This is a genomic window from Paraburkholderia sp. BL18I3N2 (assembly GCF_003001875.1).
In the GTDB taxonomy this organism is placed as follows: Bacteria; Pseudomonadota; Gammaproteobacteria; order Burkholderiales; family Burkholderiaceae; genus Paraburkholderia; species Paraburkholderia phytofirmans.
The window spans coordinates 162,825-189,103 of the sequence record NZ_PVNC01000002.1; the positions used below are offsets into that span (position 1 = coordinate 162,825).

The window sequence follows — 26,279 nt, forward strand, 5'->3', positions numbered from 1 at the left end:
CGTCCCGCGCGCGTCTTGTTTCGATCATACCGTGCGGAAGGCGGCCTCAGGAGCGCTCGCCGCCTGTCGCGCCGCCGTTCGACGGCTGACCGCCCCACGGGTCGGCGCCACCGAAATCCGGCGCGCGCCGCTCGCGCAGCGAGTTCACGCCTTCGCGCACATCCGGGCCGGCAAAGCCCATGAATTCCAGCGCGAGCGACGTATCGAACGCCGGTCCCGCCGAGCGCAGCCAGTTGTTCAACGCGTACTTGGTCCAGCGAATCGCCGTTTGCGAGCCGTTGGCCAACTTCCGCGCGACTTCGAATGCTTTGGGGAGCAGATCGTTTTCGTCGACGGCGAGCGAGACGAGGCCGATGCGCTCAGCCTCCTCGCCGCTCACCGGCTCGCACAGCATCAGGTAATACTTGGCCTTCGCCATCCCGCACAGCAGCGGCCAGACGATCGCCGCGTGGTCGCCCGCGGCCACGCCCAGACGCGTATGGCCGTCGATGATCCGCGCCGTCTTCGTCGCGATCGAAATGTCGGCGAGCAGCCCCGCCACGAGCCCCGCGCCGACTGCCGGCCCGTGCATGGCCGACACAACCGGCTTGCTGCAATTGATCACGTTGTAGACCAGATCGCGCGCCTCGCGCCACACTCGCGCGCGCACGTCGAAATCAGTGGCCATGTCTTCGACGAGTTGCAGGTCGCCGCCGGCCGAAAAGCCCTTGCCTTCGCCGCGAATGATCGCCACGCGCGTGTCGGGATCGCGGTCGATGTCACGCCAGATCTCCGCGAGTTCGAAGTGCATGCGCGCGTTGGCGGTGGCGAGCGCGCTCTTGTTCGCGCCCTCGCCGCTCATCACGACTTCGAGCACGCCGTGCGGATGGCGATGCAACTGGAGCGACTGGTAGTGCGCGTAAAACGCGTCGTTACGGTGTGGTGCCTGAGACATGATGAGCAATCCGTATATCGGTGTTTCGTTTGAACCGTGCCGCGTTCGTTCAACGCGGCTGATAAACCCACTTCGCATTCTTGATTTCGACCATCACCCGCGCCCGCTGATCGAGCCCGAGGTGATCCGTGGCGCTCATGTTGACGACGCCGTTGGTGTCCGCGAGCCCGTGCGTCGCTTCGAGCGCATCGCGCAGCGCGCGGCGAAATTCCGGCGTGCCCGGCGCGCCGCTTTTGAGCGCGATCGGTACGGCATTGCCGAGCAGCATGCCCGCGTCCCACGTGTACGAGCCGAATGCCGAGACGCTGCCCGCGCCGCGCACCGCTTCGAAGCGCGCAATGTAATCGAGCGCGAGCCGCTTGGCCGGATGATCCGCCGGCAATTGCGCGGCGACCAGCACCGGACTCGCGGGCAGGAAGGTGCCATTGCAATCGGCGCCGCAGACGCGCAAAAAGTCGTTATTCCCGACGCCGTGATTGTGATAAATCACGCCTTTGTAACCACGCTCCCTGAGCGTCTTCGGCGGCAAGGCGGCGGGCGTGCCGGCCGCGCCGACCACCACCGCGTCGGGATGCGTCGCGAGAATCTTGAGGACCTGGCCGGTCACGCTCGGATCGGTGCGATTAAAGCGCTCGCTGGCCACCATCTCGATGTGATGCAATTGCGCGAACTTCGCGACCTCGGTATAGAAAGTCTCGCCGAGCGCGTCGGCCTGGCCGATAAATGCAATGGTTTTGACGCCGTGCAGACTGGCGTGTTCGGCAATCGCCGACGCCATCATCGCGTCGGTTTGTGGCGTCTTGAAGACCCAGTGGCGTTTCGCATCCACGGGCTCGATGATTTTCGCCGACGAGGCCAGCGAGATCATCGGTGTCTGACCTTCAGCGACCACGTCGATCATCGCCAGCGAATTCGGCGTGATCGACGACCCGATGATCGCGTCGACGTGATTCTCGGAGATCAGTTTCTTGGTGTCCTGCACGGCCTGCGTGGTATCGGATGCATCGTCGAGCACGATGTATTCGACACTCTGACCGCCGATCTGTTTGGGCAGCAGCGCGACCGTATCGCGCGCGGGAATGCCGAGCGACGCGGCCGGTCCGGTGAGCGACAGCACCAGTCCGATCTTCACCTGCGCCAACGCGATACCGGGCAATACACCTGCCAACGCCGCGCATAACGCAACGGCACGGCGCGCGAGGCGATTGCGCGAGGGCGTCAGGCGCGAGTGGTTGGACGCGCGAGCGCGCCGTGTTTCGGGTTCAAGGAATTCGATTCGCGGCATGCTGTCTCCTCACGTCGGTTTTTCGTTTTGATGTACTGCCGATGTCCGGCTCATGCCCTGCTCGCCTGCCGTCACACGCGGCTTCGCGACAGTCCTGCGATGAATCCGCAGTCAGCCACCCCGGCCATGCCGTCGCGCCAGTCAGTGTAGCGGTGCACACTCGCCGCGGCATCGGGCGAAACCCTTTCGAATCGGAATGAAGCGCGCGGACTGGCGCGTGGCCGATATGCCGCGTTCCGCACAACAGCGGTGCGTCAATCCAGCGGCGCGATGCCCTGATCGATCGAACCGAAAATCGACTTGCCCGCTTCGTCGAACATTTCGATCTTCACCGTATCGCCGTACTTCATGAACTCGGTCTGCGGCGCGCCGTGCTCGATGGTTTCGAGGCAGCGCTTCTCGGCGATACAGCAATAGCCACGCTTGGCATCCTTGTTCGACACCGTGCCCGAGCCGACGATCGCGCCCGCGCGCAGATTGCGTGTCTTCGCGGCGTGCGCGATCAACTGGCCGAAGTGAAACACCATGTCCGTGCCGGCATCCGGCTGGCCGACCTTCTTGTTGTTCCAGTGGACGATCATCGGCCGATGCACGCGGCCTTCGCGCCAGTGTTCGCCGAGTTCGTCGGGCGTCACAGCAACCGGCGCAAACGACGTGGCCGGCTTGCTCTGGAAAAACCCGAAGCCCTTCGCGAGTTCGGCGGGAATCAGATTGCGCAGTGACACGTCGTTGACGAGCGTGATCAGACGCACGCTTCTGAGCGCCTGGTCGGGCGTGGCGCCCATCGGCACATCGCTGGTGATCACGGCGACCTCAGCCTCGAAGTCGATGCCGAATGCTTCGGACGCGCACAGTACGTCGTCTTTCGGGCCGATGAAGTCGTCGCTGCCGCCTTGGTACATCAGCGGATCGGTCCAGAATTCCGGCGGCATTTCCGCGCCACGCGCGCGCCGCACCAGTTCGACATGGTTCACATACGACGAGCCGTCGGCCCATTGAAACGCGCGCGGCAGCGGCGCCATGCATTCCTTGGCGTCGAACGCGAAAGTGTTGCGCGCGCGGCCCTGATTGAGCGCGTCGTAGAGATCGTGCAATTGCGGCGCGTAGAAGGCCCAATCGTCGAGCACGCGCTGCAACGTGGGCGCGATCGCGTCGGCGACAGCTGCGGTGTGCAGGTCGCGGGACACGACGATCAGCTGGCCGTCGCGCGTGCCGTCCTTCAGCGTGGCAAGTTTCATAGAGGAATGAACCGTGTTAGTGACGATAGAAGGAATCTATTCTACGATGGTGAATCGGCCCGGCCCAAGTGCCGGCGATCCGCCTCATCCGTGTGTCACTTTTTGAATGCGCCGCGTGCGCCTCGCTCATGCCTCCAACTGCCCGCTCCGGCGCCATCCGCACCGACGTCGACTCCGCTGAACCGCTCGACCCGATCGAACCCGACGAAGAAGGCGGCGAGAGCGGCGAGGAAAAGCTGCGCTCGGGCATCCAGTCGATCGAAGTCGGCTTCAGGTTGCTCGATGTGCTGACCCACGAACCGCGCGCCATGATGCTGCGCGATCTCGCGCAGCGTGCCGGCATGAGCCCGGCGAAAGCGCATCGCTATCTGGTGAGCTTTCTGCGCCTCGGTGTGGTGTCGCAAGACCCGCTGTCGGGCCGTTACGAGCTTGGCGGATTCGCGCTGCAACTGGGACTCGCGCGGCTTGCTCGGGTCGACGGCGTCAAGCTCGCGCGCATCGCGCTCTCCGAATTGCGCGACCGGCTCGATCTCACGGTCGGCATCGCGGTATGGGGCAATCGGGGGCCGACCATGGTGCATTGGATGGAATCGAGCTATCCGGCAAAAGCATCGCTCAAACTCGGCGACGTGATGCCGCTGCTCAGTTCCGCCACCGGCCTGTTGTTCGCCGCGTATCTGCCGGCGAGCAAGACCGCCGCGATGCTCGAACGTGAACTGGCCGATTCGCGCCGTTCGTCGCATATCGGGGCGCCCCGTACGCGTGATGAAGTCGAACAGGTCCTCGCGCAGGTGCGAGAGCATCAGGCGGCGCGCGTCGAAGGCATGTTGCTGCCGACCATTCACGCGTTTTGCATGCCGGTGTTCGACTCGACCGGTGAACTCGCGCTCGGCCTCGTCGCGCTGGGTCATGAGGGCGCGTTCGATATTCGCTGGGGTGGTGAGATCGATACGGCATTGCGCGAATGCGCAGAAAAACTGTCGTATGAGCTGGGGTATAGTGCGTCGCCACGCGACGAATAGGTGTGAGGCGGCGCGGTCGGTGCGTGACGCGTTGCTGGGTTTCACAGGAACTCAGTCGGCAAGCATGGCGGCACCGCGCTGTGTGTACTGTTCCGGGTCTTGAACGTGCGCGTGTTTTCAACCGCGCGGAACATCGCTCGCGGCGGCGCGGTCGAATCGGTTCGCTGCCGTCCCTAACCGCATCAGGCGACAAAGCCTTGCGCCTTTGTCGCATTCACCGCAGCTCGCACGCTCCGCTCGTCAATCCCAAAGCCTCGCGCCCGCGCACAATCACTGACCGATGTCCTCAGCCCCCGCCACCCGCCGTTCCGATCACACGCCACCCAGCGGGCCGCGCACCGGTTTGCGCGTGTGGCGCTGGATCGTGGTGCTGTTCATCGTGGCCGTTTTGCACTGGATCGCCGCGCAATGGGTCGAGCGCAATCGCGCGAACCTCAATCCCTCCGACAATGAGCATGTGCCGGTGCAAGTCGCATTGCTGACGCCCGAACGTATCGAACGCAAACCGGCCGCCGCCGCGTCGCCCGCGCCTGAGCCTGCGCCCGCTCGCCACGCTGCGGCGAGCAAGCCGCGCGAACACGTGCTGACTGCCCTGCAGCCGGCAAAGCAAGCCACGCCGGCGGTACCTGTTACGGCATCGGACGCCGTCGCGAGCGCTCCCGGCGCGGCGTCGAGCGCCGACACAGCAACTAACGCCGCCGCCAGCGCCACCGGCACGGCCAGCGCGCCCGCTGCCGCAAGCGCGCCGCAAGCGTCGCCGGGCGTGAAGTTCTCCGTCCCGCCATCGGGCGAACTGCAGTACGACACGTTTTACAACGGCGTGCGCAACCAGCCGGGCACGATCCACTGGACCAGCAACGCGCAAAGCTACGAAATGGTCGTCTCCGTGCCGCTGCCTTTTGTCGGCACCTTTGTGTATTCGAGCCATGGCCGTATCGACGCCTTCGGTCTCGCGCCGGACCAGTACATCGAAAAACGCGGCCGCCGGGCGGAAGACATCGCAATCTTCAACCGCCCCGACAAGAAGATCGCTTTTACACGCACCCCGTCCACCTTACCGTTGCCCGACGGCGCGCAGGACCGTTTCAGCATGGTGATGCAGCTTGCGAGCCTCGTGCGTGGCGATCCGGGCGCCTACAAGCCCGGCGTGACACGCGAGTTCTTCGTGGTCGATAACGATAGCGGCGAAAACTGGCCGGTCGAAACGATCGGCGATGAAACCATCCGCACGGCCCAAGGTTTCCTCGACACGCGCCATTTCAAACGCCTGCCCCGGCATGACGGCGATTTGCGCCGCATCGACGTGTGGCTCGCGCCGTCGCTTGGCTGGCTGCCTGCGCGCATCGTGCAGACGGAGCCGAACGGCACGCAATTCGAACTGGTGTGGCGCGGCAAGCTCAATGCGGACACGGGTGGCAGCGCTCCCAACAGCAATAGCGACGCGGCCGCGGCTTCTCCTGACGATTCGACCAGTCCTTCGGCTCCGGCCGCATCGGCAGCTATGCCCGAGGCCACGCCCTCCGCGCCGGTCGATCCGACCGACTCCGGCAACACGCCCGGCATCATCAAACCCTGAATCGGCGAACTTGAAGAGAGTTTCCATCGGTTCGGCGAAACTTCTGCATCGGGGCCGACTCGCACCATCTGCTGCAACCGTTCGCGCCTATGCTGCGTATATAGATCAGCCCGGTAAGCAAGTGCCAGGCAGCCCCCAGCGCGCGAATGGACCTTCCACTGCGTTCCCCTTCCAAGGAGCCCGCATGCAAGTGAACATCAACGGTATCGAGACGCGCTATGTGCTGAGCAACGAAGGCGGCGGCCCCTGGCTGACGTTCATCCATCAACTCGGCGGCGATTTGTCCGTGTGGGACCAGCTCGCCGGCTATTTCCGCGACGACTACACCGTGCTGCGCTACGACGTGCGTGGTCACGGCAAGACTGCCGCGTCCGGCGCGCCGTTTAGCATCGCCGATCTGTCACACGATCTCGCCACGCTGCTCGATGCTCTTGGCGCACCCACTACGCATCTGGTCGGCATGTCGATGGGCGGCATGATCGCGCAGCAATTCACACTCGATCATCCCGGGCGCGTCGATAGTTTGACGATCGCCGACAGCAGCGGCGGCACGCCGCCGGAAGCCCGCGCCACGTGGGATCAACGTGCGGCGGCGGCCCGCCGCGACGGGATGGCGTCGCTCGTACCCGCGACGTTGAGCCGCTGGCTAACCCCCGATTTCCAGGCCGCGCACCCCGAAGCAGTCGAGCAGATCCGCGACGTGTTGACCAACACGTTGTCAGAAGGCTACGCCATGGCATGCGAAGCCCTGCGCGATTTCGACGTACGCAGTAAGCTGGGAGCAATCCGATGCCCAACATTGACCGTGGCGGGCCGCCACGACACGGGCACGCCGCCTGCTTCTACACAGGCAATAGCAGACGCCATCGAAGGCGCACGTTTCGAACTGCTGGATGCCGCTCATCTCGCGCCCATCGAGCAATCTCACCGTTTTGCTGCCCTGCTTGAAACGTTTCTTGAAAGGCCGGTCTAACCGGTAGGTTCGGAACTTTGACGTGCGTCAATCCGGACCCACCCCTTGAATTCCAAACCATACGCTCCACCTATGGCGCAGGAATGGCCAGGAGCCAACGGAAATAAGGAGTGTCGCCATGCAAATGATCTACAACAGCCCCAACTATTGTGTCGTCGAGTTTCCGCCGCAGGAAGGCCCGCTGGCTATGAAGTCAGGCGGCTACGAGATCGTCGACAAAAACATGCAGCGTGAGATCTATATCGACGGAGCAATGGCGGCGCGTTTTCGCGAGCACGTGCAGAAGCTGATCGAAGAGGAACCGTCGCTGGATGAAGTAGACGAATTCCTCGGCCAGTTCGACAGCCTGATGCATCAACCGGTGATTCTTCACTAACCGCGAGGTTCGGCTTAGCGTTTTTGGCGACAGACATCGGCCGCGCCGCCCGCCCCGTAACTGGGCAAACAGGCGGCTTTTACAAGTCGGTCGGCAATATGAAGTGGCCCAGCAGGCTTTTGCCTCGCTGGGCCGTTTTCTTTGTCACGCCGCTTTGCCGCTCCTGAACATGCGGTGTTCCTCGCCAGCCAGAGGCGGCCGCTCACCCCGCGCCGGGCGGATCCGTCTGGCAGCGGCTACAATGACAGGTTTCCCGAAAAAGCCGGCGCAAGCCCTCGTCCGCCATGAACCAGCCCGCTCAAACCGCCACGCCAGTCCGCCCCGACGCCGCCTACACGCGCGGCACGGCGCTGCCCGCGCTGCTCAAGTCGCGCATCCTGATCCTGGACGGTGCAATGGGCACGATGATCCAGCGCTACAAGCTCGACGAAGCCCGCTATCGCGGCGAACGCTTCGAGGACTACGGGCGCGACATCAAGGGCAACAACGAGTTGCTGTCGATTACGCAGCCGCAGATCATCCGCGAGATTCACGAGCAGTATCTGGCGGCGGGCGCGGACATCATCGAAACCAACACGTTCGGTGCAACCACCGTCGCTCAGGCGGACTACGGCATGGAAGACCTCGCCGTCGAGATGAATCTCGAGTCGGCGAAACTGGCGCGCGCCGCCTGCGACAAGTATTCGACGCCCGACAAGCCGCGCTTCGTCGCCGGCGCGATCGGACCGACGCCGAAGACCGCGAGCATTTCCCCTGACGTGAACGATCCGGGCGCGCGCAACGTGACGTTCGACGAACTGCGCGCCGCCTACTACGAGCAAGCCAAGGCTTTGCTCGACGGCGGCGCCGATCTGTTCCTCGTCGAGACCATTTTCGACACGCTCAACGCGAAGGCCGCGTTGTTCGCGCTGGACGAACTGTTCGAAGACACCGGCGAGCGTTTGCCGATCATGATCTCGGGCACGGTCACTGATGCGTCGGGCCGCATTCTGTCGGGGCAGACGGTTGAAGCATTCTGGAACTCGCTGCGTCATGCAAAGCCGCTCACGTTCGGGTTGAACTGCGCGTTGGGCGCGGCGTTGATGCGGCCGTATATCGCCGAACTAGCCAAGCTGTGCGACACGTACGTGTCGTGCTATCCGAACGCGGGCTTGCCGAATCCGATGAGCGATACGGGCTTTGATGAACTGCCTGCGGATACTTCGGGCTTGTTGAAGGAGTTCGCGCAGGCTGGGCTGGTGAATATTGCCGGCGGCTGCTGCGGCACGACGCCGGAGCATATTGCGGCGATCGCCCAGGCGCTGGCCGAAGTGAAGCCGCGCCAATGGCCGACGCAATACCGCGACGCCGCCTGAGTCGAGCGGCGCCTCGCTGAGCAGGCGCCGCCGCACCTGCGCTATCGAACACGACGCACTTAATCGCAGCAATCGAGCACATACGCCATGACCGATCACACCATGCGCCTCTCCGGCCTCGAGCCGTTCAACGTCACGTCCGGGACGCTTTTCATCAACGTCGGCGAACGCACCAACGTGACCGGCTCGAAGGCGTTCGCGCGAATGATCCTGAACGACCAGTTCGACGACGCAGTCGCGGTCGCGCGCCAGCAGGTCGAAAACGGCGCACAGGTCATCGACGTGAACATGGACGAAGCCATGCTCGATTCAAAAGCGGCGATGGTGCGCTTCATGAATCTGATCGCGTCGGAACCGGATATCGCGCGCGTGCCGATCATGATCGACTCGTCGAAGTGGGAAGTGATCGAAGCCGGCCTGAAGTGCGTGCAGGGCAAGGCGATCGTCAACTCGATCTCGCTGAAGGAAGGCGAAGAAGCGTTCCGTCACCACGCGAACCTGATTCGCCGCTACGGCGCGGCCGCGGTGGTGATGGCCTTCGACGAACAGGGCCAGGCGGATACGTTCGAGCGCAAGACGCAGATCTGCAAGCGCTCGTATGATTTCCTCGTGAACGAAGTCGGCTTCCCGCCGGAAGACATCATCTTCGATCCGAACATCTTCGCGATCGCAACCGGTATTGAAGAGCACAACAACTACGCGGTCGACTTCATCAACGCGACGCGCTGGATCAAAGAGAACCTGCCGTACGCGAAAGTGAGCGGCGGCGTGTCGAACGTGTCGTTCTCGTTCCGCGGCAACGACCCGGTGCGCGAGGCGATTCACACCGTGTTCCTCTATCACGCGATCCAGGCGGGGATGGACATGGGCATCGTCAACGCGGGCCAGCTCGGCGTGTACGCCGACCTCGATCCGGAGTTGCGCGAACGCGTGGAAGACGTCGTGCTGAATCGTCGTGAAGACGGCACCGACCGGCTGCTCGAAATCGCCGACAAGTTCAAGACCGGCGCCGCAAAGAAGGAAGAGAACCTCGAGTGGCGCAACCAGCCGGTCGAGAAGCGTCTGTCGCATGCGCTCGTGCACGGCATCATCAACTTCATTGTCGAAGACACCGAAGAAGTGCGCGCCAAGATCGCCGCTGATGGCGGCCGCCCGATCAACGTGATCGAAGGTCCGCTGATGGACGGCATGAACATCGTCGGCGACCTGTTCGGCCAGGGCAAGATGTTCCTGCCGCAAGTGGTGAAGTCGGCGCGCGTGATGAAGCAGGCCGTCGCGCATCTGATTCCGTACATCGAAGAAGAAAAGAAGCTGCTCGCCGAGGCCGGCGCCGACGTGCGCGCGAAGGGCAAGATCGTTATCGCCACGGTGAAGGGCGACGTGCACGATATCGGCAAGAACATCGTTTCGGTGGTGCTTCAGTGCAATAACTTCGAAGTGGTCAACATGGGCGTGATGGTCTCCTGCAACGACATTCTCGCGAAGGCGAAGGTCGAAGGAGCGGACATCATCGGGCTGTCCGGGCTGATCACGCCGAGCCTTGAAGAAATGGCGTATGTCGCCTCGGAAATGCAGCGCGACGACTACTTCCGCGTGAAGAAGATTCCGCTCTTGATCGGCGGCGCGACCACTTCACGCGTGCATACCGCCGTGAAGATCGCGCCGCATTACGAAGGGCCGGTGGTCTATGTGCCGGACGCGTCGCGCTCGGTCTCCGTGGCGTCGAGCCTGCTGTCCGACGAAGGCGCGTCGAAGTATCTCGACGAACTCAAGTCCGATTACGAGCGGATCCGCGTTCAGCACGCCAACAAGAAGGCGCAGCCCATGGTCACGTTGGCCGAAGCTCGCGCCAACAAGACCAAGGTCGACTGGGCGAGTTATCAGCCGGTCAAGCCGAAGTTCATCGGCCGCCGCGTGTTCAAGAATTTCGATCTGAGCGAACTGGCGAACTATATCGACTGGGGTCCGTTCTTTCAGACGTGGGATCTGGCCGGCCCGTATCCGGCCATTCTGAACGACGAGATCGTCGGCGAATCGGCGCGGCGCGTGTTCTCGGACGGCAAGTCGATGCTCGCGCGCCTGATCCAGGGCCGCTGGCTGCAAGCGAACGGCGTGATCGCGCTGCTGCCCGCCAACACCGTGAACGACGACGACATCGAAATCTACACGGACGAATCGCGCTCGGAAGTCGCGCTCACATGGCGCAATCTGCGCCAGCAGAGCGTGCGTCCGGTGGTGGACGGCGTGATGCGGCCGAACCGGTCGCTCGCCGACTTCATCGCGCCGAAGGACTCGGGCGTGGCCGACTACATCGGCATGTTCGCGGTGACGGCGGGTCTGGGTGTCGACGTGAAGGAAAAGCAGTTCGAGAAGGACCACGACGACTACAGCGCGATCATGCTCAAGGCACTCGCCGACCGTTTCGCCGAAGCCTTCGCCGAAGCGCTGCATGCGCGCGTACGGCGCGACCTGTGGGGTTACGCGAACGCCGAAACGCTCTCCAACGACGACCTGATCGCGGAAAAGTATCACGGCATCCGACCGGCGCCCGGCTATCCGGCCTGCCCGGATCACCTCGTCAAGCGCGATATGTTCGACGTGCTGCACGCCACCGAAATCGGCATGAGCGTGACCGAATCGCTGGCCATGTTGCCGGCGGCGAGCGTCTCCGGTTTCTATCTGGCGCATCCGGACAGCACTTACTTCTCGGTCGGCAAGATCGGCCAGGACCAGCTGGAAGACTACGCAAAGCGCATGTCACTGTCGAAAACCGATGCGGAGCGGGCCTTGGCGCCTTTGCTGTAAGCCGTCGGGCGTGGCGGGAACCCCACTATATCGGGCTCGAAAGACTGAATATTTGCGGCAACGTAATTTTCGGCTTTGTAGACTGAGGCGGCTTGACCCCGCCAGACGCGGCCAAAACGCGTCGGCTTACTAATTGCAATCGTCAACGGAGAAAATCGTATGAAGAAGCTGACGCTGTTGTTGACCGCTGTTTCGCTTGCCCTCGGCGCCACCGCGGCGCTGGCCCAGCCCGCCGCGCCCGGCGGTTCCAGCTCGGTGAGTTCGTATTCGCCGCCCACGGTGAAACACGTCAAGAAACCGAAGAAAGCGAAGAAGGGTGCGTCGGCTCCCGCAGCCGCGCCGGCGGACGCCGCGAGCCAGTAAGCAGCACGGCAGCACCGGTTAGTCTGGATCTCTGAACGACAAAGAGCCCGCACAAGCGGGCTCTTTTCATTGGTGCGCAAGGTCTCGCCCCGCCGGGTGCCGCGGCTCTTTCAAACGCCGCGCACAGCGGTTCAACGCGGGATCAGAGACCCCAGACGATATCCGCGTTTTCCTTCTGCGCCGCGCGCAGCATGTCGAGGAACGGATACGCGCGCTGCGCGAGTCCCGGCGGAATTTCGTGATGCTCGTGGCCCTCTTCGCCTTCGTGGAAATGGCCGTCGTGCTCGGCACGCTCCTGCTTGTCGACGGAAATCGCTGCTTCGAGTTTCTCGATGGCCGGGCCCAGTTCGTCGTGAGTGATGACGCCGCGTTCACCCAGCCGCTTGCCGACGATGCCGACGAGATACTGGGCGAGATTTTCCAGCATCATTACGTCCGGGCTGGCGTGGCATTTGAAAGTAATCAACATGACTGTTCCCTTTTTCGTTATGTTGGATTGGCGCGCGAGCGGCTGAACGGCGGCTGCCAGCGCGCGTTACGTTGGCTCGCCGATCAGGCGCGGCGGCCACGGCCCTTGTTGGGCATCTCATTGAACATATTAGCACCTGCTAAAATCCGTCTGGACGGAAAAGCGTGCCGCAATGCACCGCGCGGCGAGGGGCGAATAACTTGGCTGGCCGGTTGCGCACAACCCGCGTACCGCCGCGGTCTGCCGCAAGCAGTCGACGCCGCGGCAGGCCGCCTGCACCGCATTCGATGTGTTGCAGGCAACGTGCCTGATACCGCGCGCATTGCTCGCCACGCCTCGGCAACTGCATGCCGCTTTCCACGCTTCTGACGAACCGGTTGCGACTCGCGCGCGGCCGGCGCCTCTCCCGCATCACCGGATTGCCTCACTGGACTCGCAACAAGCATGCTGCCTGCACATAAACATACTCTCGAAACCCTGCTCGCCGAAACAGTGAAGCAGGTCGCGACCGCCTCGCAAGGCGCGAGCGAAGCCGCGTTCGTGTCGCCCACCATCACGCTGGAGCGTCCCAAGGTCGCCGCGCACGGCGACGTTGCGTGCAACGTGGCGATGCAACTCGCCAAGCCGCTGCGCGCCAATCCGCGCCAGCTGGCGCAACAGATTGTCGACGCGCTGCTCGCGCAACCGCAGGCCAAAGGCCTCGTCGAAGCCGCTGAAGTGGCCGGCCCCGGCTTCATCAACCTGCGCCTCGCGGCCGCTGCCAAGCAGGCGGTGATCGCGGCCGTGTTCGCCGAGAAAGAGGCTTTCGGCCGCTCGCAGCGCGACGCCGGCAAGCATGTGCTGATCGAATTCGTCTCGGCCAACCCGACCGGCCCGCTGCACGTCGGCCACGGCCGTCAGGCCGCGCTCGGCGATGCGCTCTCGAACGTGCTGGCTAGCCAAGGCTATGACGTGCATCGCGAGTTCTACTACAACGACGCCGGCGTGCAGATCCAGACGCTGGCGCTGTCGACTCAGGCGCGCGCCCGCGGCCTGGCTCCCGGCGACGCAGGCTGGCCGGCTTCGGCGTACAACGGCGAGTACATCGCCGAGATCGCGCGAGACTATCTGAACGGCGTGACCGTGGCCGCGAGCGACGGCGAGCCGGTCACCGGCGCGCGCGACGTCGAAGACCTCGAAGCGATCCGCCGCTTCGCCGTGGCGTATCTGCGCCGCGAGCAGGACATGGACTTGCAGGCGTTCGGCGTGAAGTTCGACCAGTACTATCTGGAATCGTCGCTGTACAAGGAAGGCCGGGTCGAAAAGACCGTCGAGGCGTTGATCGCCGCCGGCAAAACCTACGAGCAGGAAGGCGCGCTGTGGCTGCGCACGACCGACGACGGCGACGACAAAGACCGCGTGATGCGCAAGACCGACGGCACCTACACGTACTTCGTGCCGGACGTCGCCTATCACGTCGCCAAGTGGGAACGCGGCTTCACCAAGGTCATCAACATTCAGGGTTCGGACCACCACGGCACGATCGCGCGGGTGCGCGCCGGCCTGCAAGGTCTCGGCGTCGGCATTCCGAAGGGCTATCCCGACTACATCCTGCACAAGATGGTCACGGTCATGCGCAACGGCGAAGAGGTGAAAATCTCCAAGCGCGCCGGCAGCTATGTGACAGTGCGCGACCTGATCGAATGGTCGGGCGGCGCGACGCCGGGCTCGGAAGCCGCCGTCGATCTGATCGACGAGGAAACGATCCGCCGTGGCCGCGACGCCGTGCGCTTTTTCCTGATTTCGCGCAAGGCGGATACGGAATTCGTGTTCGACATCGACCTCGCGCTGAAGCAGAACGACGAGAATCCGGTGCATTACGTGCAGTACGCACACGCGCGGATCTGCTCGGTCATCGCCGAATGCAAGGCGCGCTACAACACGGACGAAAGCACGCTGGCGGACGTGGACGTCTCCCCGCTCACCAGCGAACGCGCCATGGCCCTGCTGAACAAGCTCGCCGAATTCCCGGACATGCTGGAGCACGCCGCCGACGAACTTGCGCCCCACGCGGTCGCGTTCTATCTGCGCGACCTCGCCGGGGAATTCCACTCGTTCTACAATGACCGTGCCGAGCGCGTGCTGGTCGACGATGCGGCCGAGCGCAATGCACGCGTCGCACTGCTCGCGGCCACGCGTCAGGTGCTGGCCAATGGTCTCGCGACGATTGGCGTCTCCGCTCCCGTCAAGATGTAAGTCCTCCGGCGCAACATGCATGCGGCCGTCGTTATAATCGACGGCCGTTCCAGGATTCTTTTTGCAGGTGATTCATACGATGGCAAAACCACGCCGCACAACAAAGCAATCGAAACAAACCGGGGGAACTTTTCTCGGCATCGTGCTGGGCCTGATCGTTGGCCTTGCGATCGCGGTAGTGGTTGCGCTGTACATCACCCGTGCGCCTACGCCCTTCGTCTCGAAAGTGGCGCCGCCCGCGGCGTCGGATTCCGGCGCGAGTCAGCCGCAATACGATCCGAACCGTCCGCTGCAAGGCAAGACGCCGGGTCAGCCTGTGCCGCAAGCCGCGCAACCCGCGCCGCCGAACACCGCGCCGGGCCAGACCAACTCGCAGACGCAGTCGGGCATGCTGGAAGAACCGCAGATCGTCGAAGTGCCGCCGGCTAACGGAAACAGCGGCAACAACGGCAGTGCGAACGGCACGGCGGTCGCGCCGAAGCCCGCGCAGGATAACGGCAACGGCACGGCCACCACGCCGGCGAAGAAGCCGCAGGCCTCCAGCGCACCGGCCGCCACCGCGGCAGGCTCGGCGCCGAAGAGCAGCTCGTCCACCACGGCCGCCAATGGCAAGCCGGGTTCCGGCGCGGCGCCCGCGCCGGGCGATGCGAACACCGGCTACTTCCTGCAAGTGGGCGCCTACAAGACCTCGGCAGATGCCGAACAGCAGCGCGCGCGTCTCGCGTTCCAGGGCTTCGAATCGAAAGTCACCCAGCGCGACGCCGGCGGCGTCACGTATTATCGCGTGCGTATCGGGCCGTTCTCGAAGTTCGAAGACATGAATTCGAGCCGTCAGCGTTTGTCGGACGCGGGCGTGGATACCGCAGTGATCCGCTTCACGAAGCAATAAGCCAACAATAAATACACGGTGATTTGCCGAAACGCGCCGCCGCCGAACTATCGGCGTGCGGCGCGTGTCACAAGCACGACGGACGGTTGAAACCGTTCAACGCCGAATCTTGAAGACGGTGACGGGCATTTGCGTGGCGCCACCGCTTTACGCCTACTTGGGTCACACAACATGAAGAAACTGCTGAGCATTCTGTTCCTCTCGCTGGGCCTCGTTGCCGCCTCGGCACAGGCATCGCCCACCGCACCGGTGTCGGGCAAGGATTTCACCGTGCTGTCCACCGCGCAGCCCACCGACGTGCCCGCCGGCAAGATCGAAGTCACCGAATTCTTCTGGTACGGCTGCCCGCACTGCAATGAATTCAACCCGTACCTCGAAGCGTGGGTGAAGAAGCAAGGTCCGGACGTGGTGTTCAAGCGCGTGCCGGTCGCCTTCCGCGACGACTTCATTCCGCATTCCAAGATGTATCACGCGCTCGACGCGCTCGGCCTCGCCACGCAACTCACGCCGAAGGTCTTCAACGAAATCCACGTCAACAAGGACTACCTGCTGACGCCGCAAGATCAGGCCAAATTCCTCGCGAAGAACGGCGTCGATCCGAAGAAGTACATGGACGCGTACAACTCGTTCTCGACGCAAAGCGCGCTGCAGAAGGACAAGAAGCTGCTGGACGACTACAAGATCGACGGCGTGCCGACGCTGGCCGTGCAGGGCAAGTATGAAACCGGCCCGGCTGCGACCAACAGCCTGCCAGGCACGATCCAGGTGCTGGACTACCTGGTCGCCCAGGTCCGCGCCAAGAAGATGTAAAGCCGAGGCGCCGGAATGAGTTCACCCCTGAAGGTTTTCATTACCGGCGCCTCGAGTGGCATAGGCCTCGCGCTCGCCGCCGAATATGCGCGGCGCGGCGCGATTCTCGGCCTGGTTGCCCGCCGCGGCAACGCCCTCGCCGCCTTCCAGCAGTCCCATCCGCAAAACACCGTCTCCATCTTTTCCGTCGACGTGCGCGACGCCGAAGCGCTCTCCGAAGCGGCCGCACAGTTCATCGCGCGGCACGGTTTGCCGGATGTCGTGATCGCCAACGCAGGCATCAGCCGCGGCGCGGTCACCGGTCACGGCGATCTGCGCACCTTCCGCGAAGTGATGGACATCAACTACTTCGGCATGGTCGCGACTTTCGAGCCGTTCGCCGCCGCGATGGTCGCCGCGAAACGCGGCACGCTGGTGGGTATCGCCAGCGTCGCCAGTGTGCGCGGCTTGCCGGGCTCCGGCGCGTACAGCGCGTCGAAATCGGCGGCGCTCAAATATCTGGAAGCGTTGCGCGTCGAAATGCGGCCGCATGATGTCGGCGTGGTCACGATTGCGCCCGGCTATATCCGCACGCCGATGACCGAGCACAACCCGTACACCATGCCGTTCCTGATGGACGCCGACCGTTTCGCCGTCAAGGTGGCGCAGGCGATCGAGCGTCAAACGGCGTTCGCGGTGTTTCCCTGGCAGATGCGCGTGGTGGCCATGCTGCTGCATGTGCTGCCGCGCTGGCTGTACGACCGCGCTTTCGAGCGCGCGCCGCGCAAGCCGCGCGCCGCCGCCGAAGCCGAGTAAGCCATGCAACCCCGTGCGGTCGATGCAGCCGGCGTCGCGCACGAACCAGCAGGCGCCGCAGCGCGTATCGTTTCGCTGGTGCCGAGCATCACTGAACTGCTGTTCGCGCTCGGACTCGACAGGCAGATCGTCGGCCGCACCGGTTTTTGCGTGCATCCCCACGACAAGGTGCAGCAGGTCCGCAAGGTCGGCGGCACCAAGGCCGTGAATCTCGACGCCATTCGTGCATTGCGCCCCACTCATCTGATTGTCAATATCGACGAAAACGAGCGCAATACCGTCGAGCAATTGCGCGCGTTCGTGCCGCATATCGTCGTGACGCATCCTCAAATGCCGCGGGATAATCTGGCGCTCTATACGCTGCTGGGCGCGATCTTCGATCGTGCGCAGGAAGCGCAGCGCCTCAGCGAAGCGCTCGAAGCCCGCCTGCACCAAGCGGCGGCGCACGCCTTCGCTCCGCAGAGCGTGCTGTATCTGATCTGGCGCGAGCCGTGGATGACCGTAGCGCGCGACACCTATATCTCGACCATGCTGCGGCTAGTGAACTGGCACACACTGCCGGACGTGCGAGGCGGCGCGGCAGGTGCCGCGCGTTACCCGACGCTCGACTTCGGCACCGCGCCGTGGCTTGCCCACGTTGACCGCATCTTGCTCTCCAGCGAGCCGTATCGGTTCACGCAGGTCCATTGCGACGCACTGAAACGCGACCCGCGCCTGGCCGGCAAGCGCATCGAGTTGATCGATGGGGAAATGGTGTCGTGGTACGGCGTGCGCGCGATCGAAGGCATCGCTTACCTGCTGCAGCGCGCTGCGGCGGCCTGAGCGTGTGCGGGGAGAGCGCACCTTAAACCTGGCCCGCCCCTGCCATATGAATATGCGGATTATGTTGTTGTCGCCGCAACCACCCTTCGATAAGCTTTCGCGAAGGCCCGCGCCCGCGTCGGCGTTATTAGTCGACCCATGCGCCAGCGCCGGAAACGTATCACAATAAAGACGACGGCTACGCCGCAAGGCCGCCCGTCCTTCGTCAACGGAACATAACCACACAACCAGACGCACTGCCTGACTGCGCTTGTTATGGGAGATCCTATGCGCTTCAAACTGCTCGCAGCCGCCGTACTGTTCACGGCGCCCGCGCTCGTGCTCGCCAAACCGCTGACCGTCTGTACCGAGTCGAGCCCCGACGGCTTCGATGTCGTGCAGTTCAATTCGCTCGTCACGACCAACGCGTCGGCCGACGTGATCTTCAACTCGCTGGTCTCGTACGACGAGGCCGCGAAGAAAGTGGTGCCCGCGCTGGCCGACAAGTGGGACGTGAGCGCCGACGGCCTCACCTACACGTTCCATCTGCGCCCGAACGTGCAGTTCCAGACCACCGACTACTTCAAGCCCACTCGCGCGCTGAATGCCGACGACGTCGTCTTCACGTTCGACCGCATGCTCAACGACAGCAACCCGTGGCACAAGGTGGCGGGCGCGAGCGGCTTCCCGCATGCGCAGTCGATGGGTCTGCCGAAGCTCATCAAGTCGATCAGCAAGGTCGACGACAACACCGTCAAGTTCGAACTGAACGCGCCCGACGCGACCTTCGTGTCGATCCTGACCATGGGTTTCGCCTCGATCTATTCGGCCGAATACGCCGACCAGTTGCTCAAGGCCGGCAAACAGCTCGATCTGAACTCGAAGCCGATCGGCACCGGTCCGTTCGAGCTGAAGAGCTATACGAAAGACGCAGTGATTCGGTACGACGTGAATCCGACCTACTGGGGCGCGAAGCCGAAGATCGACCGCCTGATCTACGCGATCACGCCGGATGCCACGGTGCGGGCGCAGAAAGTGAAGGCCGGCGAATGCCAGATCGCCTTGTCGCCGAAGCCGCAGGATCTCGCTGAAGCGAAGGGCGACAAATCACTCGCCATCGTGCAGACGCCCGCGTTCATGACGGCGTTTGTCGCGTTGAACACGCAGAAGAAACCGCTCGACAACCAGAAGGTGCGCGCCGCGCTGAACATGGCGTTCGACCGCACCACATATCTGAAGACCGTGTTCGACAACACGGCGACGCCGGCCGTGAATCCGTATCCGCCGAACACGTGGAGCTACGACAAAGCCGTGAAGGCATGGCCGTACGACCCGGCGAAGGCGAAGAAACTGCTCGCCGACGCGGGCTATCCGAACGGTTTCGAAACGACGATCTGGGTGCGACCGAACGGCAGTGTGCTGAATCCGAATCCGAAGGCCGGCGCCGAATTGCTGCAGGCCGACTTCGCGAAGATCGGCGTGAAAGCCGACGTGAAGGTGATCGAATGGGGCGAGTTGATCAAGCAGGCCAAGCAGGGCCAGCATGATTCGCTCTTCATGGGCTGGGCCGGCGACAACGGCGATCCGGACAACTACCTGTCGCCGCTATTCAGCTGCAATGCGGTGAAGTCGGGGATCAACTTCGCGCGGTTCTGCGATCAGGATCTGGACAAGCTGATCGCCGACGGCAAGGCAACGCCGGATCAGGCCAAGCGCGCGAAGGCGTATGAGCAGGCCCAGCAGATTATTCACGATCAGGCGCTGTGGATTCCGCTCGGGTATCCGACCGCGGCGGCGATCACTCGCACGAACGTGAGCGGTTATCACGTGAGTCCGTTTGGGCGGCAGAACTTCGGGGCGGTGTCGGTGCAGTAATAGCGTTGCTTTGAACGTGCAGTATGCGGAAGAAAGCCCGGTTGCGAAAGCGCCGGGCTTTTTTAACGCCGCGCTACCTCAATCACGCCGGCAAAACCGAATCACTCCATCCGCATCCTGCTTACGTTTCAACTCACCCGCAAGCCACAGGAGATGCAAGTGCGCCAGCGCTTCACCCATCGCAAACGTCATCTGATGGATATCGAGTTGTCGCTTGAACATGAGCGGCACGATATCCGCGGCGCTCTGCGGTTTCTCCGCGCACGCCTCGCGCACTTCGGCTAGACGCGCGTCGTGATGCTCGCGCAACTGCCGGATCCGCGTACGCACGCCGCGAAACGGCTTGCCATGCGAAGGCAGCACGAGCGTGTCTTCCGGCATCGTCTCGTAACGGCCGAGCGACTCCAGATATAACGCGAGCGGTGTGCCTTCCGGCTCCATATCGAACACCGACACGTTGGTCGAGATACGCGGCAGCACCATGTCGCCGGAAATCAGCACGCCGGTCTCTTCGCAGAACAACGCGCAGTGTTCCGGCGAATGGCCGAAGCCGGTCACCACGCGCCAAGTCTTGCCGCCGATCGTTACGCCGTCGGCTTCCCGCAGACGGCGATACTGCCCCGGAATCGCCGGCACGAGGCTCGCGTAATAGCTCTTGCGATTGCGCAGTTTCTCGAGCGACTCTTCGTCGGTCACGCCGTGCCGCGCGAAGTGCCGCGCCGCGCCCTCGCCGCCCGCATTCGAACCGTCGCCGGCAGCCATGACGCGGGCCTGCATGTATTCGCCGAGCGTCATCCATAGCCGCACGTCCCAGCGCTTTTTGTCGCCGCCCGCGCAAATCCAGTGCGCGAGGCCGATGTGATCGGGATGGCAATGCGTGACGATCACGCGCAGCACCGGCAGACCGTCGAGCACCGAGTCGAACACTTTCTCCCAATTCTCCTTGATCGTGTCCGAGGTAATGCCGCAGTCGACCACCGTCCAACCCTGCTGCCCGTCGATTTCATCGCGTAGCAGCCAGAGGTTGATGTGATCCAGCGCGAAAGGCAGCGGCATGCGCAGCCAGAACACGCCTGGCGCGACTTCCATCGCACGGCCCGCGTCCGGCAAGGTGTCGCCGAACGGATAGTCGAGTTGATGTTCGAGTGCATTCATTGTGAGTGTCTTCCTCCGTCGGCCGTCCGGCATGGCGAGGTGTGCGCTGCCGGTCGGCGTGGTTGCGGCGCGCGAGTGAGGTACCGCTGCCGTACTGCGCCTGGTTGCGTTCAACTCAAGTTGACGATAACGTAAACGTCGATTCTATCGTTCAATCCGATTTTCTGCCCGGCCACGGAATGCCCCGATGAACACGCAATACACGATCACCGAGCTCGCGCGGGAATTCGACGTCACGCCGCGCGCCATCCGCTTCTACGAAGACCAGGGTTTACTCTCACCGAGCCGCGAAGGGTCGAGTGGCTTGCGGCGCGTCTATTCAGGCCGCGACCGAACGCGTCTTAAGCTCACGTTGCGCGGCAAACGGCTCGGCTTCACGCTATCGGAGATTCGCGATCTGCTGGACGTGTACGAGTCGCCGACCGACACGGTGCCGCAGTTGCACGCGTTCCTCGCCACGGTGGCGCGTCATCGCGAAGTGCTCGAGCGTCAGCTGGAAGACCTGAACGCGACGCTCGAAGACCTCGCGCAATACGAAACCCAGGCGCGCGCGCTGCTGGAAGGCGGCACGCGTGAAGCCAAGCCGGCTTGAACAAGCGCGGCGCGATGCGTCGCAGGTGCACCCGAACGATACAATCACGGGTGTCTTCACGACATGAGGCGAATGCGCGGTCGACATGAATCACTTCCCCAAACTGCTGTCGTCGCAGATCGGCTTTGACCTCGCGCAGACCATGCTCGAAGGATTCGACCGGCATTACCGGATCTTTCGCGACGCCGCCATCCACGCCAAAACGCTCTTCGAGAAAGCCGACTGGCACGGTCTGCAGAAGCTCGCACGCGATCGCATTACTTCATACGACGAGCGCGTCGATGAATGCGTCGAACTGCTCGAAGACGAATACGACGCGGAAAAAATCGACAGCGAAGTGTGGCAGCAGATCAAGCTGCATTACATCGGCCTGTTGACCACGCACCGTCAGCCGGAGTGCGCGGAAACGTTTTTCAATTCAGTGTGCTGCAAGATCCTGCACCGCTCGTACTTCAACAACGACTTCATTTTCGTGCGACCGGCCATCTCGACCGAATACATCGAGAACGATGAACCGGCCGCGAAACCGACTTACCGTGCGTACTATCCCGGCAAAGACGGACTCGCGGCCACGCTCGAACGCATCGTCACGAACTTCCAGTTGGAGCCGCAGTTCGAAGACCTGACGCGCGACGTCGGCTGCGTGATGCAAGCAATCCACGACGCGTTCGGTGCGTTCGACGAAGCGCCCAATTTCCAGATTCACGTGCTCTCCTCGCTGTTCTACCGGAACAAGTCGGCGTATATCGTCGGACGCATCATCAACGGTGACCTGCTGCTGCCGTTCGCCGTGCCCTTGCGGCATGTCAAGCCGGGCATGCTCGCGCTCGACACCGTGCTGCTCAAGCGCGAACAGCTGCTGATCATTTTCAGCTTTTCGCATTCGTACTTCCTGGTGGATATGGAAGTGCCGTCCGCTTACGTCGAATTTCTCGGCACCATCATGCCGGGCAAGCCGAAGGCGGAAATCTATACGTCGGTGGGTTTGCAGAAGCAGGGCAAGAATCTGTTCTATCGCGACCTGCTGCATCACCTCTCGCATTCGAGCGATCAGTTCATCATCGCGCCCGGCATCAAGGGGCTCGTGATGCTGGTGTTCACGCTGCCGTCGTTTCCGTACGTGTTCAAGCTGATCAAGGACAACTTCCCGCCGCCGAAGGAAACCACGCGCGCGCAGATCCAGAGCAAGTATCAGCTCGTCAAACGACACGACCGGCTGGGCCGCATGGCCGACACGCTCGAATATTCGAGCGTGGCGTTGCCCCGCTCACGCCTCGACGACGCGCTGGTGCGTGAGCTCGAAAAGGAAGTGCCGTCGCTGCTCGAATACGACGGCGACAACCTCGTGATTCGTCACATGTATATCGAGCGCCGCATGGTGCCGCTCAATCTGTTCCTGCAGAACGGCAACGACGAGGACGTCGAGCACGGCATCAAGGAATACGGCAACGCGGTGAAGGAATTGATGCAGGCGAACATCTTTCCAGGCGACATGCTTTACAAGAACTTCGGCGTGACGCGTCACGGCCGCGTCGTGTTCTACGACTACGACGAAATCGAATATCTGACCGACTGCAACGTGCGCGCAGTGCCGGCGCCGCGTAACGAGGAGGACGAAATGTCGGGCGAGCCGTGGTACTCGGTCGGCCCGCACGACATCTTCCCGGAAACGTACGGCACATTTCTGCTCGGCGACCCACGCGTGCGCCGTTCCTTCATGCAGCATCACGCGGACTTCTTCGATCCTGCGCTATGGCAACGGCACAAGGATCATCTATTGAAAGGCGAACTGCCCGACTTTTTCCCGTACGACGACAGCGCGCGCTTCTGCAACTGCTATCCGGAACGCTTTGCCGATGCCGCCGGCCGTGCATCCCCCGAGCCGGATGCGCCAGCCGACGCGCGCAGCGTGCGGGTGGCGTGAAGCTCACGCGCCGCTCGCATCTTCAGATGCCTCGTCCGAACCTTATGCAACGACATCGACCGGTCAATCGGTCGAGCAACCGCCCAGACGCACCATGAACACGAACGCATCAACTCCTGATAATCCGCTCTCGCATCTGTTCGACAACAACGAAGCGTGGGTCGCCCGCAAGCTGTCCGAAGACCCTGAGTATTTCTCGCGCCTCGCACACCAACAGACGCCGGAGTATCTGTGGATCGGCTGCTCGGATTCGCGCGTGCCGGCCAACCAGATCATCGGCTTGCCGCCGGGCGAAGTGTTCGTGCACAGAAACATCGCGAATGTGGTCGTGCATACCGATCTGAACTGTCTCTCGGTGATCCAGTTCGCCGTCGATCTGCTGAAGGTCAAGCACATCATGGTGGTCGGCCACTACGGCTGCTCGGGTGTCGGCGCGGCGCTGCACGGCCGGCGCGTGGGTCTCGCGGACAACTGGCTGCATCACGTGCAGGACGTGCGCACCAAACATGCGGCGCTGATCGAGGAATGGCCGATCGGCGAGGCGCGTCACCGGCGGCTGGTCGAACTGAACGCGATCGAACAGGTGATGAACGTATGCCGCACCACCATCGTCAACGATGCATGGGCGCGCGGCCAGGAATTGACAGTGCACGGCTGGGCGTATGGCGTGCATGACGGCAAGGTGCGCAATCTCGGCATGACGGTCAGCGAGCCGGGTGCGCTCGATGCTACCTATCAGAAGTGCGTCGCGGCGGTGTCAGCTAGTGGCCCGCACAAGGCAGAGAACGACGTGGTGGCCGCCGATGCGGCTCAGCTCGGCGACGTGCCGGCTATCGTCGAAGGCGTAATCAAGGAGCTTAAACATGAGTGAGACAAAAGCTGATCCGATCGTCATCGTGGGCGTGGCCCGCACGCCGATGGCGGCATTTCAAGGCGACTTCGCCGCGCTGACAGCGCCGCAGTTGGGCTCGGTGGCAATCGAAGCGGCCGTGAAGCGCGCGGGCCTGAAGCCCGAACAGGTCGACGAAGTGGTAATGGGCTGCGTGCTGCCAGCCGGCCTCGGTCAGGCGCCCGCGCGTCAGGCCGCGCTCGGCGCGGGCTTGCCGCTCGCCACCGGCAGCACCACGGTGAACAAGATGTGCGGCTCCGGCATGCGCGCGGCGATGTTCGCGCACGACATGCTGGCAGCAGGCTCCGTCGATGTGATCGTCGCGGGCGGCATGGAAAGCATGACGAACGCGCCCTATCTGCTGCCCAAAGCACGGAGCGGCATGCGCATGGGCCACGGTCAGGTGATCGACCACATGTTCTACGACGGCCTCGAAGACGCCTACGAAAAAGGCCGTCTGATGGGCACCTTCGCCGAGGAATGCGCGGCGTCGTTCGACTTCACGCGCGAGGCGCAGGACGCGTTCGCCGTCGAGTCGCTAAATCGTGCGAAACGCGCGAACGAAGATGGTTCGTTCGCCTGGGAAATCGCGCCGGTGAAGGTGGAGAGCCGCAAGGGCGATGTCACCATCGATCGCGACGAGCAGCCGTTCAAAGCGAACCTCGAAAAAATTCCGACGCTCAAACCCGCGTTCAGCAAAACCGGCACGGTGACGGCGGCGAACTCGTCGTCGATTTCCGACGGCGCGGCCGCGCTCGTCATGATGCGCGAGTCGACGGCCAGGCGTCTCGGCGTCGAGCCGATCGCGCGCGTAGTGGGTCACTCGACCTTCGCACAGGAACCGGCGAAGTTCACCACCGCGCCGGTTGGCGCGATTCGCAAGCTGTTCGAGAAGAACGGCTGGCGCGCGGATGAAGTCGATCTGTATGAGGTCAACGAAGCATTCGCCGTCGTGACGATGGCGGCCATGAAGGAACACCATCTGCCGCACGAGAAGGTCAATGTGAATGGCGGCGCCTGTGCGCTCGGCCATCCGATCGGCGCGTCGGGCGCGCGGATTCTGGTCACGCTGATCGGCGCGCTGAAGAAACGTGGACTGAAGCGCGGCGTCGCGACGCTGTGCATCGGCGGCGGCGAAGCGACGGCGATGGGTATCGAACTGGTGTAACGCGCGTTTTCAAAGCGCGCTGTTTTGACGGCTTGCTGAGGTATTCGATGAAAACAGTGTTGATCGTCGGTGCGTCGCGTGGCATCGGCCATGAGTTTGCACGGCAGTACAGGAAGAGCGGCTGGCGCGTGCTCGCCACAGCGCGCGACGGCGCCGCGCTCGATGCATTGAAGGCACTCGGCGCCGAAACTTTTTCACTCGATGTGAGCGCGCCGGAAGAAATCGCCGCGCTCGGCTGGAAGCTCGACGGAGAACGGCTCGATGCGGCGATCGTGGTGTCGGGCGTTTATGGCCCGCGCACGGAAGGCATCGAGACGATCACCGCTGAAGACTTCGACCACGTCATGCACACCAACGTGCGCGGCCCGATGCAACTGATGCCGATCCTGCTGCCGCTCGTCGAAGAGGCCGGTGGCGTGTTCGCGGTGATCTCGAGCAAGATGGGCAGCATCGGCGACGCGAGCGGCACGACCGGGTGGCTGTATCGCGCGAGCAAGGCGGCGTTGAACGACGCGCTTAAACTCGCGTCGTTGGAAGCGAAGCGCGCCGCGTGCGTTTCGTTGCATCCGGGCTGGGTGCGCACCGACATGGGCGGTGCGCAGGCGGCGATCGATCCGGCGCGCAGCGTCACCGGCATGCGTGAAGTGCTGGCGCAGGCCGCCGCGGCGCACGACGAGTTCAATGGCCGCTTCTATCAATACGACGGCACGCTGCTCGACTGGTGAGCAACGAGCCGGCAAGGAGACACAC

General features: G+C 63.2%; 23 protein-coding genes. 18 read left to right on the forward strand and 5 right to left on the reverse strand.

Features of this window, described 5'->3' with window-relative positions; all coding sequences use genetic code 11:
• Positions 1–46 precede the first annotated feature (46 nt).
• From B0G75_RS06695 to B0G75_RS06705, 3 genes are all read right to left on the reverse strand, one after another.
• Positions 47–934 carry an enoyl-CoA hydratase/isomerase family protein gene (locus B0G75_RS06695; RefSeq protein ID WP_106302306.1) on the reverse strand — a complete coding sequence of 296 codons (888 nt, stop codon included), beginning with the start codon at positions 932–934 and terminating at the stop codon, positions 47–49.
• A gap of 49 nt (positions 935–983) precedes the next feature.
• Positions 984–2,219, reverse strand: a complete 1,236-nt coding sequence (locus B0G75_RS06700; RefSeq protein WP_106302309.1) for an ABC transporter substrate-binding protein — start codon at positions 2,217–2,219, stop codon at positions 984–986.
• Between the two features lie 254 nt (positions 2,220–2,473).
• Positions 2,474–3,457: a fumarylacetoacetate hydrolase family protein gene (locus tag B0G75_RS06705; RefSeq protein WP_106302313.1), complete on the reverse strand. Its 984-nt coding sequence runs from the start codon at positions 3,455–3,457 to the stop codon at positions 2,474–2,476.
• A 128-nt stretch (positions 3,458–3,585) separates the two neighbouring features.
• Here B0G75_RS06705 and B0G75_RS06710 point away from each other — a divergent pair, with 128 nt between their 5' ends.
• The 7 genes from B0G75_RS06710 to B0G75_RS06740 all read left to right on the forward strand — a co-directional run bounded on the left by B0G75_RS06710 (position 3,586) and on the right by B0G75_RS06740 (position 11,927).
• Positions 3,586–4,479 (forward strand): IclR family transcriptional regulator, encoded by an 894-nt coding sequence (locus B0G75_RS06710; protein ID WP_106303628.1) that lies wholly within the window; start codon positions 3,586–3,588, stop codon positions 4,477–4,479.
• Between the two features lie 280 nt (positions 4,480–4,759).
• Positions 4,760–6,055, forward strand: coding sequence for a DUF3108 domain-containing protein (locus tag B0G75_RS06715; RefSeq protein WP_106302316.1), 1,296 nt, complete (start codon positions 4,760–4,762; stop codon positions 6,053–6,055).
• A gap of 184 nt (positions 6,056–6,239) precedes the next feature.
• On the forward strand, positions 6,240–7,028 hold the full coding sequence (locus B0G75_RS06720) for an alpha/beta fold hydrolase (protein ID WP_106302319.1): 789 nt from the start codon (positions 6,240–6,242) through the stop codon (positions 7,026–7,028).
• Positions 7,029–7,146: 118 nt separating this feature from the next.
• Complete coding sequence (locus tag B0G75_RS06725) at positions 7,147–7,404, forward strand: DUF3567 domain-containing protein (protein ID WP_007179533.1); 258 nt, start codon at positions 7,147–7,149, stop codon at positions 7,402–7,404.
• A 284-nt stretch (positions 7,405–7,688) separates the two neighbouring features.
• A complete protein-coding gene (locus tag B0G75_RS06730) occupies positions 7,689–8,759 on the forward strand; it encodes a homocysteine S-methyltransferase family protein (protein WP_106302322.1) in 1,071 nt (356 codons plus the stop codon).
• A gap of 87 nt (positions 8,760–8,846) precedes the next feature.
• On the forward strand, positions 8,847–11,564 hold the full coding sequence (gene metH, locus B0G75_RS06735; RefSeq protein ID WP_181309188.1) for a methionine synthase: 2,718 nt from the start codon (positions 8,847–8,849) through the stop codon (positions 11,562–11,564).
• A gap of 159 nt (positions 11,565–11,723) precedes the next feature.
• Positions 11,724–11,927, forward strand: coding sequence for an acid-shock protein (locus B0G75_RS06740; RefSeq protein ID WP_106302325.1), 204 nt, complete (start codon positions 11,724–11,726; stop codon positions 11,925–11,927).
• 142 nt (positions 11,928–12,069) lie between these two features.
• Here B0G75_RS06740 and B0G75_RS06745 read toward each other — a convergent pair whose 3' ends face one another.
• Positions 12,070–12,396 carry a DUF1840 domain-containing protein gene (locus tag B0G75_RS06745; protein ID WP_106302328.1) on the reverse strand — a complete coding sequence of 109 codons (327 nt, stop codon included), beginning with the start codon at positions 12,394–12,396 and terminating at the stop codon, positions 12,070–12,072.
• Positions 12,397–12,840: 444 nt separating this feature from the next.
• On the opposite strand from B0G75_RS06745, the gene argS reads away from it, so the two are divergent.
• The 6 genes from argS to B0G75_RS06775 all read left to right on the forward strand — a co-directional run bounded on the left by argS (position 12,841) and on the right by B0G75_RS06775 (position 19,801).
• A complete protein-coding gene (argS, locus tag B0G75_RS06750; protein ID WP_106302330.1) occupies positions 12,841–14,631 on the forward strand; it encodes an arginine--tRNA ligase in 1,791 nt (596 codons plus the stop codon).
• A gap of 61 nt (positions 14,632–14,692) precedes the next feature.
• The gene (locus B0G75_RS06755) at positions 14,693–15,520 is read left to right on the forward strand and encodes an SPOR domain-containing protein (protein ID WP_106302333.1); all 828 of its coding nucleotides are present in this window, start codon (positions 14,693–14,695) and stop codon (positions 15,518–15,520) included.
• 171 nt (positions 15,521–15,691) lie between these two features.
• Complete coding sequence (locus tag B0G75_RS06760) at positions 15,692–16,330, forward strand: thiol:disulfide interchange protein DsbA/DsbL (protein ID WP_106302336.1); 639 nt, start codon at positions 15,692–15,694, stop codon at positions 16,328–16,330.
• Positions 16,331–16,345: 15 nt separating this feature from the next.
• Entirely contained in the window at positions 16,346–17,125 is a 780-nt protein-coding gene (locus B0G75_RS06765) for an SDR family oxidoreductase (protein ID WP_106302339.1), read from the forward strand.
• 3 nt (positions 17,126–17,128) lie between these two features.
• Positions 17,129–17,947 (forward strand): cobalamin-binding protein, encoded by an 819-nt coding sequence (locus B0G75_RS06770; protein ID WP_106302342.1) that lies wholly within the window; start codon positions 17,129–17,131, stop codon positions 17,945–17,947.
• A gap of 267 nt (positions 17,948–18,214) precedes the next feature.
• Positions 18,215–19,801, forward strand: a complete 1,587-nt coding sequence (locus B0G75_RS06775) for an ABC transporter substrate-binding protein (protein WP_106302345.1) — start codon at positions 18,215–18,217, stop codon at positions 19,799–19,801.
• Between the two features lie 78 nt (positions 19,802–19,879).
• Here the strand turns inward: B0G75_RS06775 and B0G75_RS06780 are convergent, their stop codons facing one another.
• The gene (locus B0G75_RS06780; RefSeq protein ID WP_106302348.1) at positions 19,880–20,956 is read right to left on the reverse strand and encodes an MBL fold metallo-hydrolase; all 1,077 of its coding nucleotides are present in this window, start codon (positions 20,954–20,956) and stop codon (positions 19,880–19,882) included.
• Between the two features lie 187 nt (positions 20,957–21,143).
• Here B0G75_RS06780 and B0G75_RS06785 point away from each other — a divergent pair, with 187 nt between their 5' ends.
• The 5 genes from B0G75_RS06785 (at position 21,144) to B0G75_RS06805 (ending at position 26,254) form a co-directional block, all read left to right on the forward strand.
• Positions 21,144–21,548 carry a MerR family DNA-binding transcriptional regulator gene (locus B0G75_RS06785; RefSeq protein ID WP_012431532.1) on the forward strand — a complete coding sequence of 135 codons (405 nt, stop codon included), beginning with the start codon at positions 21,144–21,146 and terminating at the stop codon, positions 21,546–21,548.
• Between the two features lie 85 nt (positions 21,549–21,633).
• A complete protein-coding gene (gene aceK, locus B0G75_RS06790; RefSeq protein ID WP_106302351.1) occupies positions 21,634–23,472 on the forward strand; it encodes a bifunctional isocitrate dehydrogenase kinase/phosphatase in 1,839 nt (612 codons plus the stop codon).
• A 94-nt stretch (positions 23,473–23,566) separates the two neighbouring features.
• Positions 23,567–24,343 (forward strand): carbonate dehydratase, encoded by a 777-nt coding sequence (gene can, locus B0G75_RS06795; RefSeq protein WP_106303635.1) that lies wholly within the window; start codon positions 23,567–23,569, stop codon positions 24,341–24,343.
• On the forward strand, positions 24,336–25,529 hold the full coding sequence (locus tag B0G75_RS06800; protein WP_106302354.1) for an acetyl-CoA C-acetyltransferase: 1,194 nt from the start codon (positions 24,336–24,338) through the stop codon (positions 25,527–25,529). The genes can and B0G75_RS06800 overlap by 8 nt, the downstream gene beginning before the upstream one ends.
• A 47-nt stretch (positions 25,530–25,576) precedes the next feature.
• The gene (locus B0G75_RS06805) at positions 25,577–26,254 is read left to right on the forward strand and encodes an SDR family oxidoreductase (RefSeq protein WP_106302357.1); all 678 of its coding nucleotides are present in this window, start codon (positions 25,577–25,579) and stop codon (positions 26,252–26,254) included.
• The last annotated feature ends 25 nt before the right edge of the window (positions 26,255–26,279 follow it).